The organism is Streptomyces graminilatus (genome assembly GCF_001418565.1).
Lineage (GTDB): Bacteria > Actinomycetota > Actinomycetes > Streptomycetales > Streptomycetaceae > Streptomyces > Streptomyces graminilatus.
The window spans coordinates 1-14,962 of the sequence record NZ_LIQQ01000333.1; the positions used below are offsets into that span (position 1 = coordinate 1).

Here is a 14,962-nt window from a genome sequence, read left to right on the forward strand (position 1 = left end):
CCCCGGCACCCATCAGCCGCGGACCCCGCTCTACGGGCAGCCCGCCCAGTCGCCGCACGCCCCCGACCCAAGCGTGTGGGCCCGGACTCCGGCGCCCGAGCCGGACGGAGCCACGCAGTACCTGCCGTATGGCGACGATCCCCGCACCACCCAGTACGTGGGCGTCGACGCCCTGGTCTCCCAGGCCGGGGAGCAGCGGCACGAGCCGGACGCCTTCGCACACCTCTTCCGGGACCAGCAGCAGGGCGGCGGCCAGGGGCCCGTGGAGCCTCCGGCGGTGCCCGGCCCATCCCCCTCGCCCGTCCCGGGCCACAGCCCCGTCCCGCGCGAGAAGGTTCCGGCGGCCGACGCCACCATGCAGCTCGCCCCCAAGGCGGCACCCGCCCCCGCCGCGCCGCCGGCGGCCTCCAAAAAGGGCGGCAAGGCGGCGGGCCTGCTGAAGTCGAGCGCCGTCATGGCGGCCGGCACGATGGTCTCCCGCCTCACCGGCTTCGTCCGCTCGGCGCTGATCGTGTCCGCCCTCGGCCTCGGCGTGCTGGGCGACTCTTTCCAGATCTCCTATCAGCTGCCCACGATGATCTACATCCTGACCGTGGGCGGAGGCCTCAACTCCGTCTTCGTACCGCAGCTCGTGCGTGCCATGAAGGAGGACGACGACGGTGGCGAGGCCTTCGCCAACCGCCTGCTGACCCTCGTCATGGTGGCTCTCGGGGCGCTCACCGCACTCGCGGTCCTCGCGGCTCCCCTGCTGGTCCGCGCCCTGTCGGTACCGATCTCCAACAATCCGGCGGCCGAGGAAGTCGCCGTCACCTTCACCCGCTACTTCCTGCCCACCATCTTCTTCATGGGCATCCACGTCGTGATGGGGCAGATCCTCAACGCGCGTGGGAAGTTCGGCGCGATGATGTGGACGCCGGTCCTGAACAACGTCGTCATCATCGTCACCCTCGGCATGTTCATCTGGGTGTACGGCAGCGCGGCGGATTCCGGTATGACGGTGACCACCATCCCGCCGGAGGGCCAGCGGCTCCTCGGCATCGGCGTGCTCCTGGGCCTCGTCGTCCAGGCCCTCGCGATGATCCCGTATCTGCGCGAGACCGGCTTCAAGATGCGGCTGCGCTTCGACTGGCGGGGCCACGGCCTGGGCAAGGCCGCGATGCTCGCCAAGTGGACGATCCTGTTCGTCCTCGCCAACCAGGCGGGCGCCCTCGTCGTCACCCAGCTGGCCACCGCCGCCACCGGCGAGAACCCGAAGATCGAGGGCACCGGCTTCGCCGCCTATGCCAACGCTCAGCTCGTCTGGGGCCTGCCGCAGGCCATCATCACGGTCTCCCTGATGGCCGCGCTGCTGCCGCGTCTAGCCCGCTCGGCCCACGAGGGCGACGCCGGGGCGGTCCGCGACGACATCTCCCAGGGCCTGCGCACCACCGCCGTCGCGATCGTGCCCATCGCCTTCGGCTTCGTGGCCCTCGGCATCCCGATGTGCACCCTGATCTTCGGCTCCTCGGGCACTGGCGCGGCCACCAACATGGGCTTCATGCTGATGGCCTTCGCCCTCGGCCTGATCCCCTACTCCGTGCAGTACGTCGTCCTGCGCGCCTTCTACGCGTACGAGGACACCCGCACGCCCTTCTACAACACGGTGATCGTGGCCGCCGTCAACGCGACGGCATCCGCCCTCTGCTATTTCGTGCTCCCGGCCCGCTGGGCCGTGGCCGGCATGGCCGCCTCGTACGGCCTCGCGTACGCGATCGGCGTCGGCGTCGCCTGGAACCGGCTGCGCAAGCGCCTCGGCGGCGACCTCGACGGCACCCGTGTCCTGCGGACCTACGCCCGGCTGGGCATCGCGTCGGTGCCGGCCGCGCTCCTCAGCGGCGCGGCCTGCTACGGCATCGGCCACACGCTCGGCCAGGGCGTCGGCGGCTCGCTCGTCTCCCTGCTCGTCGGCGGCGCGGTCCTGCTCGTCGTCTTCTACGTCGCCGCCCGCCGTATGCGCATTGAAGAACTGAACTCGCTGGTGGGTATGGTGCGCGGGCGACTGGGGCGATGAGTCGGGGGAATCCGCACAACCATCGTTCACCACCGCGTGTCGTGCAGAGTGGCGGACTGTGGGCACAATTGGGTTTGGCGTCGGAGAGCTCGTAATGGATGGGGAGGCAGGAGCGACGGTGGCGGAACGGAGCACGGCTGCCGTCGACGTGGCAGACAACAGCGGCGACGAGCCGTTGACCGCGCAGGCGGACGAATCCACGGCCGACGGCGTGGCCCAGAACCGGGAGCGGGACACGGACAACGACGAGGCACAGGGGAGCGGCGGGACCGAGAGTCCCGGAAAGGCCTCACCGCCCGAACTGCACAGCGGTCACAAACTCGCCAGGCGCTACCGCCTGGAGGAGTGCGTCACCCGTCTGGACGGATTCAGCAGCTGGCGCGCGGTCGACGAGAAACTGCGTCGCGCCGTCGGCGTGCACATTCTGCCCGCGGACCACTCACGGGCCCGTTCCGTGCTGGCCGCGGCCCGTTCTTCGGCACTGCTCGGCGACCCTCGCTTTGTGCAGGTCCTCGACGCCGTCGAGGAGAACGACCTCGTGTACGTCGTCCACGAGTGGCTGCCCGACGCCACGGAGCTGACCGCGCTCCTGGCCGCGGGCCCGCTGGAGGCGCACGACGCCTACCAGATGGTCAGCCAGATCGCCTCCGCCATGGCGGCCGCCCACCGGGAGGGTCTCGCGCATCTGCGCCTGACCCCGGGCACCATTCTGCGGAGTTCGTCCGGCCAGTGGCGTGTGCGCGGCCTCGCGGTCAACGCCGCCCTGCGCGGCATCACTTCGGACACCCCGCAGCGCACCGACACGGAGGCGATCGGCGCCCTGCTGTACGCCGCGCTCACCCAGCGCTGGCCGTACGAGAACGACGCCTACGGCCTGTCCGGGCTGCCCAAGGGCGTCGGTCTCATCGCGCCCGACCAGGTCCGGGCCGGGGTCCACCGCGGCCTGTCGGAGCTCGCGATGCGCGCGCTCGCCAACGACGGTGCCACCGCCTCACGGCACGAGTCCGCGTGCACGACGCCCGAGGAACTGGTCAAGGCGATCGGCGAGATGCCCCGCATCCGCCCGCCGGAGCCGGTGTTCACCGCCCCGCCGGACTACCAGCGCACGACGTACCAGCAGGGCTCGTACGGCCGCCAGGCACCCCGCCCGGGCGTGACACAGCCCCTGCCCACCCCACCGCCCCCGCTGCAGAGCCGCACGGGCAAGGCCCTGAAGTGGGCCGTGTCGGCGCTGCTGATCGCGGCACTGGGCCTGGGGAGCTGGCAGTTGGCGGACGCGCTCATGGAGAGCGGCGGCTCCAAGGAAACCAACCAGCCGCAGACGCCGGACGACAACCCCAAGGGCCCGGACAAGCCCAAGCCGGTCACCACGCTGAAGATCCAGGGTGCCGAGGAGTACGTCGCCAAGGGCAACGCCCAGCACCCGAACGATGTCGGCAAGACGTACGACAACGACAGCTCGACGTACTGGCGCACCGCGAACTACGCAGAGGGCCCGGACCTGAATCCGGCCTTCAAGCCCGGCGTGGGCATCGTCTACGACTTCGGCTCGGCCAAGGAGGTCTCGGCCGCCTCGATAGGGCTCCTCTTCGATGGGAAGTTCACGACGGTCACGCTGTACGCGACGGACTCCATGAGTTCGTCCGTCCCTCTGACCTCGATGACGAAGCTCGGTACGGTGACGACGGAGGGCACCACCACCGCGAAGGTGAAGGTCGCCAAGCCGGTGAAGAGTCAGTACGTGCTGGTCTGGTTCACCGCGCTTCCCTACGAACCTGGTGACTCGTACAGCGACCCGGGCTACAAGCAGGCCATAACCGACCTCAAGTTCACCGGCTGACGACCCACCGAAGGAGAGGGGGCTCATGGCGGACGGCGCCGCGTTCGACGGGGTGAGTGATCAGGAGCTGCTCGCCCGCCATGTCGACGGTGACCCCGACGCCTTCGGTGAGATCGTGCGCCGGCACCGTGACCGGCTCTGGGCGGTGGCCCTGCGGACGCTGGGGGACCGCGAGGAGGCCGCTGACGCCGTCCAGGACGCTCTCGTCTCCGCCTACCGGGCGGCCCACACCTTCCGGGGCCAGTCGGCCGTCACGACCTGGCTGCACCGCATCACGGTGAACGCCTGCCTGGACCGCGCGCGCAAGGCCGCGTCCCGCAAGACCTCACCGGTCGACGACACCGAACGGCTGGAGCAACTGCTCGAACCGCACGAGTCGGCGTCCGCCCCGGCCGAGCGCAAGGATCTGCACCGCCAGCTCATCGAAGCGCTCCACACCCTCCCGCCGGATCAGCGCGCCGCCCTGGTCCTGGTGGACATGCAGGGCTACCCGGTCGCGGAGGCCGCCCGTGTCCTCGATGTGCCCACCGGGACGGTGAAGAGCCGTTGTGCCCGAGGCAGAGCCAGACTGCTGCCGCTCCTCACCCATCTCCGGCCGGACAGAAACGGTGAGGGCGAAGAATCACGTGACGGACGGAACCGGGCGGACGGGGCATCCGTCCCACCCGCAGCGGGACCAACGGATGCAGGGCCAAGCGATTCAGCGGCTGTGAAGGGCGGAGGTGGGCGAGCGTGACATCCACGACCGACACGGCTGGACACCCGGACGTCACGGAGATCTCCGACCTCACCGAAGGCCTGCTCACACAGTCCCGGACCGCGGACATACAGCGGCATCTGGACGAGTGCGTCCTCTGCGCCGACGTGTACGCCTCCCTGGAGGAGATCCGCGGCCTCCTCGGCTCGGTGCCGGCCCCGTTGCGCATGCCGGACGACATCGTCGGCCGTATCGACGCAGCCCTCGCCGCCGAGGCGCCGCTGAACACCCCCGTGTCGGTCGGCGCTGCCGACGCCGTGCCCGGTGAGACCGAAACAGGCGATGTTTCACGTGAAACATCGCCGCCCGCCGAACGGCTCACGGACCGTCCCACGGGTCACGCCCACGCTGCCACGGGACCGGGGCGGAAGGGCCGCGCCCGACGCGTACGCCGCCGCACGATTGTCCTGGGCACAGTCTTCACGGCTGCCGCCCTGGGACTCGGCTCACTGCTGGTGTCGTCGCTGGTGTCATCGCCCACTGATGACACCGGGCGGACCGAGGTCGCGGGCGCGAGCACGTTCTCCGGGCAGAAGGTCGAGAACCAGGTCGCCGAGCTCCTCAAAGGCCCGGGTCTGAAGAGCACCCGCAGCGGAGGGCCGTCGGTCGGCGTGCAGAACCATCCGGACGGCTCGAAGACCGGCGAGAACGAGGGCACCGTCAAGATCGAGCCGACGTCCGTCCCTGCCTGCGTCATCAAGGGCATCGGCCGCGGCGACACGCACATTCTCGGCATCAAGTACGGCTCCTACAACGGCACCGACGCCTATCTCGTGGTGCTCCCCGCCTCCGGCGACAACACCCACGTGACCGCCTACATCGTCGACTCGGCCTGCACGAAGCAACCGTCGGCCACTCCGGCACAGGTGCTGCTGACGCAGTCCTACGCGCGTTCCTGAGCGCGGACGATCCGGCTTCTCCCTCTCGCGGTCTTCCTTGCCGAGCGGCACCCCTGTGTGCCCTGACACAGCGGGAATGCGGGCCCCGTAGGATCCGTTGGGTGGGGTGAGAGTTCTGAGAGAGGCTCCCACCAGTTCGCACGAAGCCGTCCAGAAACGAGGAAACACGCCGTGAGCGACGTCCGAAACGTGATCATCATCGGCTCCGGGCCCGCCGGCTACACGGCGGCGCTCTATACCGCACGCGCGTCGCTGAAGCCGCTGGTCTTCGAGGGCGCTGTGACCGCCGGTGGTGCGCTCATGAACACCACCGAGGTGGAGAACTTCCCGGGCTTCCAGGACGGCATCATGGGCCCCGACCTCATGGACAACATGCGCGCCCAGGCCGAGCGCTTCGGTGCCGAACTCGTGGCGGACGACATCGTCGCCGTGGACCTGACCGGTGACATCAAGACCGTCACGGATACCTCGGGCGCCGTGCACAAGGCGAAGGCCGTCATCGTCACCACCGGCTCGCAGCACCGCAAGCTCGGCCTGCCGAACGAGGACGCCCTGTCCGGCCGCGGAGTCTCCTGGTGTGCCACGTGCGACGGCTTCTTCTTCAAGGACCAGGACATCGCCGTGATCGGCGGTGGCGACACCGCGATGGAGGAGGCGACCTTCCTCTCCCGCTTCGCCAAGTCGGTGACCATCGTCCACCGCAGGGACACCCTGCGCGCCTCCAAGGCGATGCAGGAGCGCGCCTTCGCCGACCCGAAGATCCGCTTCATCTGGGACAGCGAGGTCGCCGAGATCCAGGGCGACCCGAAACTCTCCGGCCTGAAGCTGCGCAACCTCAAGACCGGCGAGCTGTCGGACCTGGCCGTGACGGGCCTGTTCATCGCGATCGGCCACGACCCGCGCACCGAGCTCTTCAAGGGACAGCTCGACCTCGACGAAGAGGGCTACCTGAAGGTCGAAGCGCCCTCGACGCGGACCAACCTCAGCGGTGTCTTCGGCGCCGGTGACGTGGTCGACCACACCTACCGGCAGGCGATCACCGCCGCCGGGACCGGCTGCTCCTCGGCTCTGGACGCCGAGCGCTTCCTCGCCGCCCTGGCGGACAACGAGGAGCAGGCCGAGCCCGAGAAGACCTCTGTCTGACCCCCGTCCGTCCCACCGCAGCATCGAGTTAAGGAGCCCCCTGTGGCCGGCACCCTGAAGAACGTGACCGACGACTCCTTCGACGAGGACGTCCTCAAGAACGACAAGCCCGTCCTGGTGGACTTCTGGGCCGCCTGGTGCGGCCCGTGCCGCCAGATCGCGCCGTCACTGGAGGCGATCGCCGCCGAGTACGGCGACAAGATCGAGGTCGTCAAGCTCAACATCGACGAGAACCCGGGCATCGCCGCGAAGTACGGCGTGATGTCCATCCCGACCCTGAACGTCTACCAGGGCGGCGAGGTCGCCAAGACCATCGTCGGCGCCAAGCCGAAGGCCGCGATCATTCGTGACCTTGAGGACTTCATCGCCGACTAGTCGACACAGCAGCTGATGTTTCACGTGAAACATCAGTGGGCCGACCCAAAAGGGTCGGCCCACTTGCTTTGCGTCAGCCCCCAGAGCGCCCTCTAGAGCGGCCGAAGCACCGGTTCCTTCTGTACCGCTCCCAGTAGCCGGTCGAGCGCCAGCTCCACGTCTTCCTTCCAGGAGAGCGTCGTCCGCAGCTCCAGCCTGAGCCGGGGATGCACGGGATGGGGCCGCACGGTCTTGAAGCCCACGGCCAGCAGGTGCTCGGCGGGCAGGACGCAGGCCGTCTCCTTCCAGCGGGCGTCCCCGAAGGCCTCGACCGCCTTGAAGCCCCGTCGGAGAAGATCCTTGGCGACCGTCTGCACCATCACCCGCCCCAGTCCCTGCCCCTGGTAGCCCGGCATGATGAAGGCGGTCATGAGCTGGACCGCGTCCGGCGAGACCGGACTCGTGGGGAACGCCGTGGACCGGGGAACGTAGGCCGGAGGAGCGTAGAGCACGAACCCCACCGGATTGTCGTCGACGTAGACCACACGGCCGCAGGACCCCCAGTCGAGCAGAACGGCCGAGATCCACGCTTCCTTCTCCAGCGAGGGTGTCCCCGCCTTCAGCGCTGCTTCCCCGCTGACGGGATCCAGTTCCCAGAAGACACACGCCCGACAGCGCTTGGGAAGATCCTGAAGGTTGTCCAGCGTGAGCGGTACGAGCCGACGCCCCATGAAGGCTGTTCCTCGCTTCCTTCGCCCGCAGCATCGCGAGCGGCTGACAGAGCGCTCCGTTCCCTGAGCAGACTGCCGACGAACCCGCCGACCGCGCCCAGGCCCAGACCCGCGCTCACCAGTCCGGTGCGGCTCACCGTTCGCATGACCCCCGCCTCCCCGACTTCAGAGGTACTGCCAGGTGGATGCGCCATCCCGAACGCATCGTATCCACGAAGCGATCGCTTCAAAACCGACTGGACGCAAAGAGCGGGCCGTGACCGGTGTGTACCGGACACGGCCCGCTCCGGCCGCCGATTCAGCAGAAACCCGCCCGGGCCGGCCAGGGTCTCAGCCCTCCGAGTCCTCGGAGTCGTCGTCCAGCAGGCTCTTCTGAAGAACCGGCCCCTCGCCCGGGGCGAGAGAGCTGAGGATGCGCTCAAGGTCTTCCATCGAGGCGAACTCGACAGTGATCTTGCCCTTCTTCTGCCCCAGGTCGACCTTCACCCGCGTCTCGAAACGGTCCGAGAGACGGCCGGCGAGATCGGTCAGTGCCGGAGACACCAGGGCACCTGCACGCGGCCCCTTGGACCTCGTGGCCGCCGTCGGCCGCGAGCCCATCAGGGTCACGATCTCCTCGACGGCCCGCACCGAGAGTCCTTCGGCCACGATCCGGTGAGCCAGCTTGTCCTGCTCCTCCGAATCTTCCACCGAGAGGAGCGCCCGGGCGTGTCCGGCGGAGAGAACTCCGGCGGCCACCCGGCGCTGGACCGCCGGCGAGAGCTTCAGCAGACGCAGGGTGTTGGAGACCTGCGGCCGGGAACGACCGATGCGGTCCGCCAACTGATCGTGCGTGCAGTGGAAGTCCTTGAGCAACTGGTCGTAGGCCGCAGCCTCTTCCAGCGGGTTCAGCTGAGCCCTGTGGAGGTTCTCCAACAGCGCGTCCAGGAGGAGCTTCTCGTCATCCGTGGCCCGCACGATCGCCGGGATCGCCTCAAGCCCCGCTTCACGGCAGGCCCGCCAGCGCCGCTCGCCCATGATGAGCTCGTAGCTGGTGGGACCCACCTGTCGCACCACGACCGGCTGGAGAAGACCGACCTCCTTGATGGAGGTGACCAGCTCCGCCAGCGCGTCCTCGTCGAACACATCACGCGGCTGTCGCGGGTTGGGCGTGATGGAGTCGATGGGAAGCTCGGCGAAGTGGGCACCGATGGGAGGCGCCGGGACCTCTCCGAACTCGTTCGAGGACGCATCCTCTGTTTCACGTGAAACAGAGGGCAGTGTGGCCACTCTCGCCGCGGCCACACCGCGCTCGGCCGTGAGGACCGGAACCGCCCCCGGTGAGGTGGAGGCGGTGCCTCCCATCGCCGGTGGCGTCGGCCTGTCTCCGGTCGGTGCCGCTGGGATCAGTGCGCCGAGACCACGGCCCAACCCCCTCCGTCGCTCGCTCACTGGATTCCCTCCACGATGCTTTGTTCGCTCTGTGCGCTCTGTGCGCCGATGTGGGCGTGCTGCGCGTCATAACTGACACCGACACCCTTCAACGCGATTTCCCGGGCCGCCTCAAGATAGGACAGGGCGCCACTCGATCCTGGGTCGTAGGTGAGCACCGTCTGTCCATAGCTCGGCGCCTCGGAAATGCGGACCGAGCGCGGAATGCTCGTCCGCAGCACCTCGTCGCCGAAGTGGTTGCGCACCTCGTCCGCGACCTGGGACGCGAGGCGCGTCCGGCCGTCGTACATGGTGAGCAGGATCGTCGTCACCTGAAGGTCGCGGTTGAGGTGGGCCCGCACCAGATCGACGTTGCGCAGTAGCTGGCCCAGGCCCTCCAGCGCGTAGTACTCGCACTGGATCGGGATGAGCACCTCGGCACCGGCGACCAGTGCGTTGACCGTCAGCAGACCGAGCGAGGGCGGGCAGTCGATGAGGATGTAGTCCAGAGGCTGCTCATACGCCTGGATCGCCCGCTCAAGCCGGCTCTCCCGTGCCACCAGCGACACCAGCTCGATCTCCGCACCGGCGAGATCGATCGTGGCGGGTGCACAGAAGAGGCCCTCGACGTCAGGGACCGGCTGAACGACTTCCGAGAGTGGCCTGCTGTCGATCAACACGTCATAGATGGAAGGAACATCGGCGTGATGATCGATCCCCAGTGCCGTGGAAGCGTTGCCCTGAGGGTCGAGGTCCACGACCAGGACGCGAGCCCCGTGCAGGGCCAGCGAGGCGGCAAGGTTGACGGTTGTCGTCGTCTTCCCCACTCCGCCCTTCTGGTTGGCGACCACCATGATTCGGGTCTGCTCCGGCCGTGGCAGGCCTTCGCCGGCCCGCCCCAGTGCCTCCACTGCCAATTGGGCGGCACGACCGATGGGAGTGTCGTCCATCGGGGGCGGTGTTTCACGTGAAACATCCTCCCCGATCGACTCGGTTCGGGGACCGGGGACCGGATCGGTCATCGGTCCCGCGATGTTGGCGTTGGACCGCAAGGATTCACTCTCCTCGACTTCAGGCTCGCAATGAACAGAGCCTGCCATGTCTTCGGGGTCATGAACCAGTGAGGCCTGGCGTTCTGTGGAGAAATCCACCTCTGTGGACAACTCCGTTACCTCTCCGGGTGAACGGAACGGCTTTCGGTCGCGGGGTGCGGCCGCGGCCCGGCCGCGGCTGATGATGCCGTGCAGCAGTGAGCGACGTTTCACGTGAAACAAGATGCCCAGCCGCAAGGGCGACGAGCGCGCGACACTCCGGGATGTATAGGTTTGGCAGCTTGTGTGGAGTACGGCTCTTCGTCAGGACGGATCAACGAACGTGACGAAAAACTCCCGCCGACCCATCCTGACCCGCGAGCCCATCCGGCCCCACCGACCCACCTGCCCGTCCACTCGCCCGCCCGTCCGCCCCTCCGGACTCAGCGTCGCCGCCGCGCCCGCCCCGTCCGGGCAGCCTTGGCCCGCTTCGCGGCGAACCGCACTCCGCCCGGGCTCTCCCCGACCACGACCCGCACGACGGTCGACAGCGGGTCCACCACGCCCTCACCCACCTGCACGATGGATGTCTCCACCGCCCCGAGCTTGGTCAACGCGGTCGCGGAGGCCTTCAGCTCCTCCTCGGCGGTGTCCCCCTTGAGCGCCAGCATCTCCCCGTACGGACGCAGCAGCGGAATGCCCCAGGTGGCCAGCCGGTCCAGCGGAGCCACCGCACGCGCCGTCACCACATGGACCGGCTGGAGAGTCCCCATGACCTCCTCCGCGCGGCCACGGACGACGGTCACATGGTCCAGCCCCAGCAGCTCGACGACCTCACTGAGGAAGTTGGTCCGGCGCAGCAGCGGTTCGAGGAGCGTGATCTTCAGGTCCTCCCGGACCAGAGCCAGCGGAATACCGGGCAGCCCGGCACCCGAACCGACATCGCACACCGTCACGTTCTCCGGCACCACCTCGGAGAGCACCGCGCAGTTCAACAGGTGCCGCTCCCACAGGCGGGGCACCTCACGCGGGCCGATCAGACCGCGCTGCACACCCGCCTCAGCAAGCAGTTCCGCGTATCGGACCGCGTCCGCGAAGCGATCGCCGAACACCTCGCGCGCCTGCTCGGGCGCCGGGGGAAGCTCCGCTGCCTCCGTCACGGGGGACCGTCCTTCCGTACCGCATGAGCGCACTGGGCGCTGATCACCAGGACTACAGGGACTGGAGCTGTCGAGGACCACAGAGGGACGAACACAGGGGGACGAACACAGGGCCAACAGCGTCCGGGGAACTACAGGCTGACAAAGTTCGGCCCCGTCTGCGCAACAGACGGGGCCGGAGGGAGCTACGTACCGATCAGGCGGGAAGGACGACGACGAAGCGCTGCGGCTCCTCGCCCTCGGACTCGCTGCGCAGGCCGGCGGCCTTCACCGCGTCGTGCACGACCTTGCGCTCGAACGGGGTCATGGCCTTCATCTTGACGGGCTCGCCGGTGCTCTTGACCTCGGCCGCGGCCTTGGCGCCCAGCTCCGAGAGCTCCTCACGCTTCTTGGCGCGGTAGCCCGCGATGTCGAGCATCAGCCGGCTGCGGTCCCCGGTCTCCCGGTGCACGGCCAGACGCGTGAGCTCCTGGAGTGCCTCCAGCACCTCGCCGTCCCGGCCGACCAGCTTCTGCAGATCTCGGCCGCCCGCGTCACTGATGATCGAGACAGCGGCGCGGTCGGCCTCGACGTCCATGTCGATGTCGCCGTCGAGGTCGGCGATGTCCAGCAGACCTTCGAGGTAGTCCGCCGCGATCTCGCCCTCCTGCTCCAGGCGGGACAGGGTGTCGACACCCTCGGCTGCGGCGGAGGTGGTGGTGCCTTCCGTCACGGGATGGACTCCTTCTTACTTCTTGGTCGGGGACTTGGGACGCTGCGGGCCCTTGCGCTGTCCGGACTGAGCCCTGCTGCGAGTGGAACCTGAGCCGGGCTTGGCAGCGGCCTGCTTGGCGGCGCCTCCGGCGGGCTTGGCGTCATCCGGCTCATCGGGCTCGTCGGACTTGATCAGCGACGTCGTGGGGGTCTCCGACTCGGCACCGCCTGCCGTCCTGGCTCCCGACTGACGCTGGGACTTGCTCTGACGCTTGGGCTGCTGACGCTTGGCGGTGGCGCTGGTGGGCGTACCGTCCTCGTTCTCGGTGACCTCCGGGTTCACGCCCGTCGTCACCGTGCCGTCGGCCTGAGCCGCGAGGCCCGCCTTGTTCAGACCGTTGATGAACTTGCGCTCGAACTCGTTGCGGTCGCGGCCCTTGGCGACGATGGCCTTCACAATGGCACGCTCACCGCGGCTGCGGGTCTTGCCGTGCTGGGTGACGTGCTTGTGGAGGCGCTCCAGGTAAGCGGCCTGCGCCTTGCTGCCCGGGGTCGGGTTGTTGCGGATGACGTACATCTGCTGGCCCATGGTCCACACGTTGGTGGTCAGCCAGTAGATGAGGACACCGACCGGGAAGTTGATGCCGAAGACGGCGAACATGACCGGGAAGACGTACATCAGCATCTTCTGCTGCTGCATGAACGGCGTCTTCACCGTGGTGTCGACGTTCTTCGTCATGAGCTGGCGCTGCGTGTAGAACTGCGACGCCGACATCAGGACGATCATGATGGCGGTGACGACCCGGACGTCGGTGATCGAGGCACCGAGCGCCTCCACCTTCGCCGCGCTCTCGGTGAACTTCGCGGCCAGCGGAGCACCGAAGATGTGCGCCTTCCGGGCGCTCTCCAGCAGCTCGGCGTTGATGACGCCGATCTGCTGGCCCGAGGCGATGCCGTTGAGCACGTGGTACAGCGCGAAGAAGAACGGCGACTGCGCCAGGATGGGAAGGCACGAGGAGAGCGGGTTGGTACCCGTCTCCTTGTACAGCTTCATCATCTCTTCGGACTGGCGCTGCTTGTCGTTCTTGTAGCGCTCCTGGATCTTCTTCATCTCGGGCTGCAGTGTCTGCATGGCCCGGGTCGCCTTGATCTGCTTCACGAAGAGCGGGATCAGACAGATGCGGATCAGGATCACCAGGGACACGATGGACAAGCCCCAGGCCCAGCCGGTGTCAGGCCCGAAGATCCCGCCGTACACACTGTGGAACTGGACGATGACCCAGGAAACGGGTGTCGTGATGAAGCTGAAAATGCTGGCGATCGTGTCCACTAATCATGCTCCTTGGACATGGGACGGGGTCTCGGCGGCCGGACTCGAAGGATTCTGTCCCCCGACGGCCGCGCCGGCGGCGGAGGTCCCGCCCTTGCGTGCATGCCAGGTGCTGCGCAGCATTTCGTGCCACCGCGGACGCTTGCGCGGCGGGACATGGTCCACACCGCCCAGCGACCACGGGTTGCACCGCAGGATGCGCCAGGCGGTGAGTGCCGTCCCCTTGACCGCGCCGTGCCGGTCGATGGCCGTATAGCCGTAGTGGGAGCACGACGGGTAGTACTTGCACACGGGCCCGAGCAGCGGACTGATCGTCCACTGGTACAGCTTGATCAGGGCCAGCAGCGGGTACTTCATCGCGCGCCCCCTCCCAGCAGCCGCTGCAGAGCGGCGTCCAGGTCTCGGGCCAGCTGTGCATGGTCGGCGTCGCCCGCACCGGGCAACGCTCGTACGACTACCAGGCTACCGGGGGGCAGCGCGGCGACTCGGTCGCGCATCAGGTGGCGAAGCCTGCGCTTCACCTTGTTGCGGACGACCGCGCCGCCGACTGCCTTGCTGACGACGAAACCCGCACGCGTCGGGGGAGCGCTCTCCCCAGGCGCGTGCGGGTCCGTGGTACCGCTACGAAAATGGACGACGAGAAGCGGACGGCCGGCCCGGCGACCCCGTCGTACAGCGGTCGCGAAGTCCTCGCGCCGCCTCAGCCGATGCTCGGTAGGCAGCACGACGTCATGACCTGATCAGGATCAGGCGGACAGGCTCGCGCGACCCTTGCCACGGCGGTTCGCGAGAATCGCGCGACCGGCACGGGTACGCATCCGCAGGCGGAAGCCGTGGGTCTTCGCGCGACGACGGTTGTTCGGCTGGAAGGTGCGCTTGCTCACTCGGGGGCTCCAGAAAGAATCGGTGAATACCGGGATGCCGTCTTGGCTGTCACCGTGCGCCCACGAGTAGCTCGCTTACGCCCGATTGCACCGCTCCCGATCACTGGAAGAGGCCCTGGTAGGAGCACTCGTTGTGATCTATGCCCATCGGAGGCAGGCGGCAGCAGCCATCGACAACTCGACCTGGTCACGGTACGCGGGGCTACGCCATCCGGTCAAACCAGCACCTGGAGCGAGACACTGTCCACAGCCTGGGGACAACAACTTGAACCGCACCCGCCGCCCTGACTACCGTGGCCAGACTCCGATTCGCCCGTTCCACCCGAAGTACATCCCGATACGTCCCAGAACCACACGTTCGTGGGACCCCGTGAGAGAGCGTGCCCTGTGGCTGACGTACCTGCCGATCTTGCCGCAGTGTGGCCACGAGTGCTGGAACAACTCCTCGGTGAGGGGCGTGGGCAGGGTGTAGAGGTGAAGGACGAGCGCTGGATCAGGCGCTGCCAGCCGCTGGCCCTCGTCGCGGACACCGCACTCCTCGCCGTACCGAACGAATTTGCGAAGGGCGTGCTCGAAGGCCGCCTCGCGCCGATCGTCAGCGAGACACTCAGCCGCGAGTGCGGCCGGCCGATCCGTATCGCGATCACCGTGGACGACTCCGTCGGCGAGCAGTCCCCGCC

Annotated in this window: 15 protein-coding genes and 1 pseudogene; 7 read left to right on the forward strand and 9 right to left on the reverse strand. The window is 68.2% G+C overall.

Annotated elements, in window-relative coordinates:
- The 6 genes from murJ to trxA all read left to right on the forward strand — a co-directional run.
- Positions 1 to 2,050, forward strand: a 2,050-nt coding sequence (gene murJ, locus AOK08_RS26985) for a murein biosynthesis integral membrane protein MurJ (protein WP_055530789.1), incomplete at its 5' end; no start/stop codon positions are given.
- A gap of 118 nt (positions 2,051 to 2,168) precedes the next feature.
- Positions 2,169 to 3,890 carry a protein kinase family protein gene (locus tag AOK08_RS26990; RefSeq protein WP_055530791.1) on the forward strand — a complete coding sequence of 574 codons (1,722 nt, stop codon included), beginning with the start codon at positions 2,169 to 2,171 and terminating at the stop codon, positions 3,888 to 3,890.
- A 25-nt stretch (positions 3,891 to 3,915) separates the two neighbouring features.
- Positions 3,916 to 4,626: an RNA polymerase sigma factor SigM gene (gene sigM / locus AOK08_RS26995; RefSeq protein WP_055530794.1), complete on the forward strand. Its 711-nt coding sequence runs from the start codon at positions 3,916 to 3,918 to the stop codon at positions 4,624 to 4,626.
- Complete coding sequence (locus AOK08_RS27000; protein ID WP_055530795.1) at positions 4,623 to 5,546, forward strand: anti-sigma factor family protein; 924 nt, start codon at positions 4,623 to 4,625, stop codon at positions 5,544 to 5,546. Before sigM ends, AOK08_RS27000 begins: the two co-directional genes overlap by 4 nt.
- 171 nt (positions 5,547 to 5,717) lie before the next feature.
- Positions 5,718 to 6,689, forward strand: coding sequence for a thioredoxin-disulfide reductase (gene trxB / locus AOK08_RS27005; protein ID WP_055530797.1), 972 nt, complete (start codon positions 5,718 to 5,720; stop codon positions 6,687 to 6,689).
- Between the two features lie 42 nt (positions 6,690 to 6,731).
- Positions 6,732 to 7,064, forward strand: coding sequence for a thioredoxin (gene trxA / locus AOK08_RS27010; RefSeq protein ID WP_055530799.1), 333 nt, complete (start codon positions 6,732 to 6,734; stop codon positions 7,062 to 7,064).
- A 92-nt stretch (positions 7,065 to 7,156) separates the two neighbouring features.
- On the opposite strand, the gene AOK08_RS27015 is transcribed toward trxA, so the two are convergent.
- The 9 genes from AOK08_RS27015 to rpmH form a co-directional block, all read right to left on the reverse strand.
- On the reverse strand, positions 7,157 to 7,774 hold the full coding sequence (locus AOK08_RS27015; RefSeq protein ID WP_055530801.1) for a GNAT family N-acetyltransferase: 618 nt from the start codon (positions 7,772 to 7,774) through the stop codon (positions 7,157 to 7,159).
- Between the two features lie 330 nt (positions 7,775 to 8,104).
- Positions 8,105 to 9,205 carry a ParB/RepB/Spo0J family partition protein gene (locus tag AOK08_RS27020; protein ID WP_055530803.1) on the reverse strand — a complete coding sequence of 367 codons (1,101 nt, stop codon included), beginning with the start codon at positions 9,203 to 9,205 and terminating at the stop codon, positions 8,105 to 8,107.
- Entirely contained in the window at positions 9,202 to 10,284 is a 1,083-nt protein-coding gene (locus tag AOK08_RS27025; RefSeq protein ID WP_079054292.1) for an AAA family ATPase, read from the reverse strand. Before AOK08_RS27025 ends, AOK08_RS27020 begins: the two co-directional genes overlap by 4 nt.
- A gap of 374 nt (positions 10,285 to 10,658) precedes the next feature.
- On the reverse strand, positions 10,659 to 11,375 hold the full coding sequence (rsmG, locus tag AOK08_RS27030; RefSeq protein WP_055530807.1) for a 16S rRNA (guanine(527)-N(7))-methyltransferase RsmG: 717 nt from the start codon (positions 11,373 to 11,375) through the stop codon (positions 10,659 to 10,661).
- A gap of 196 nt (positions 11,376 to 11,571) precedes the next feature.
- Entirely contained in the window at positions 11,572 to 12,087 is a 516-nt protein-coding gene (locus AOK08_RS27035) for a Jag family protein (RefSeq protein ID WP_055530809.1), read from the reverse strand.
- Positions 12,088 to 12,102: 15 nt separating this feature from the next.
- A complete protein-coding gene (yidC, locus tag AOK08_RS27040) occupies positions 12,103 to 13,398 on the reverse strand; it encodes a membrane protein insertase YidC (protein WP_055530811.1) in 1,296 nt (431 codons plus the stop codon).
- Positions 13,399 to 13,401: 3 nt separating this feature from the next.
- On the reverse strand, positions 13,402 to 13,755 hold the full coding sequence (gene yidD, locus AOK08_RS27045; protein WP_055530813.1) for a membrane protein insertion efficiency factor YidD: 354 nt from the start codon (positions 13,753 to 13,755) through the stop codon (positions 13,402 to 13,404).
- Entirely contained in the window at positions 13,752 to 14,123 is a 372-nt protein-coding gene (gene rnpA, locus AOK08_RS43695) for a ribonuclease P protein component (protein ID WP_079054293.1), read from the reverse strand. The genes yidD and rnpA overlap by 4 nt, the downstream gene beginning before the upstream one ends.
- 21 nt (positions 14,124 to 14,144) lie before the next feature.
- On the reverse strand, positions 14,145 to 14,282 hold the full coding sequence (gene rpmH / locus AOK08_RS27055) for a 50S ribosomal protein L34 (RefSeq protein ID WP_006381191.1): 138 nt from the start codon (positions 14,280 to 14,282) through the stop codon (positions 14,145 to 14,147).
- Positions 14,283 to 14,669: 387 nt separating this feature from the next.
- On the opposite strand from rpmH, the pseudogene dnaA reads away from it, so the two are divergent.
- A pseudogene (gene dnaA / locus AOK08_RS27060) lies at positions 14,670 to 14,962 on the forward strand (chromosomal replication initiator protein DnaA); the annotation flags it as partial.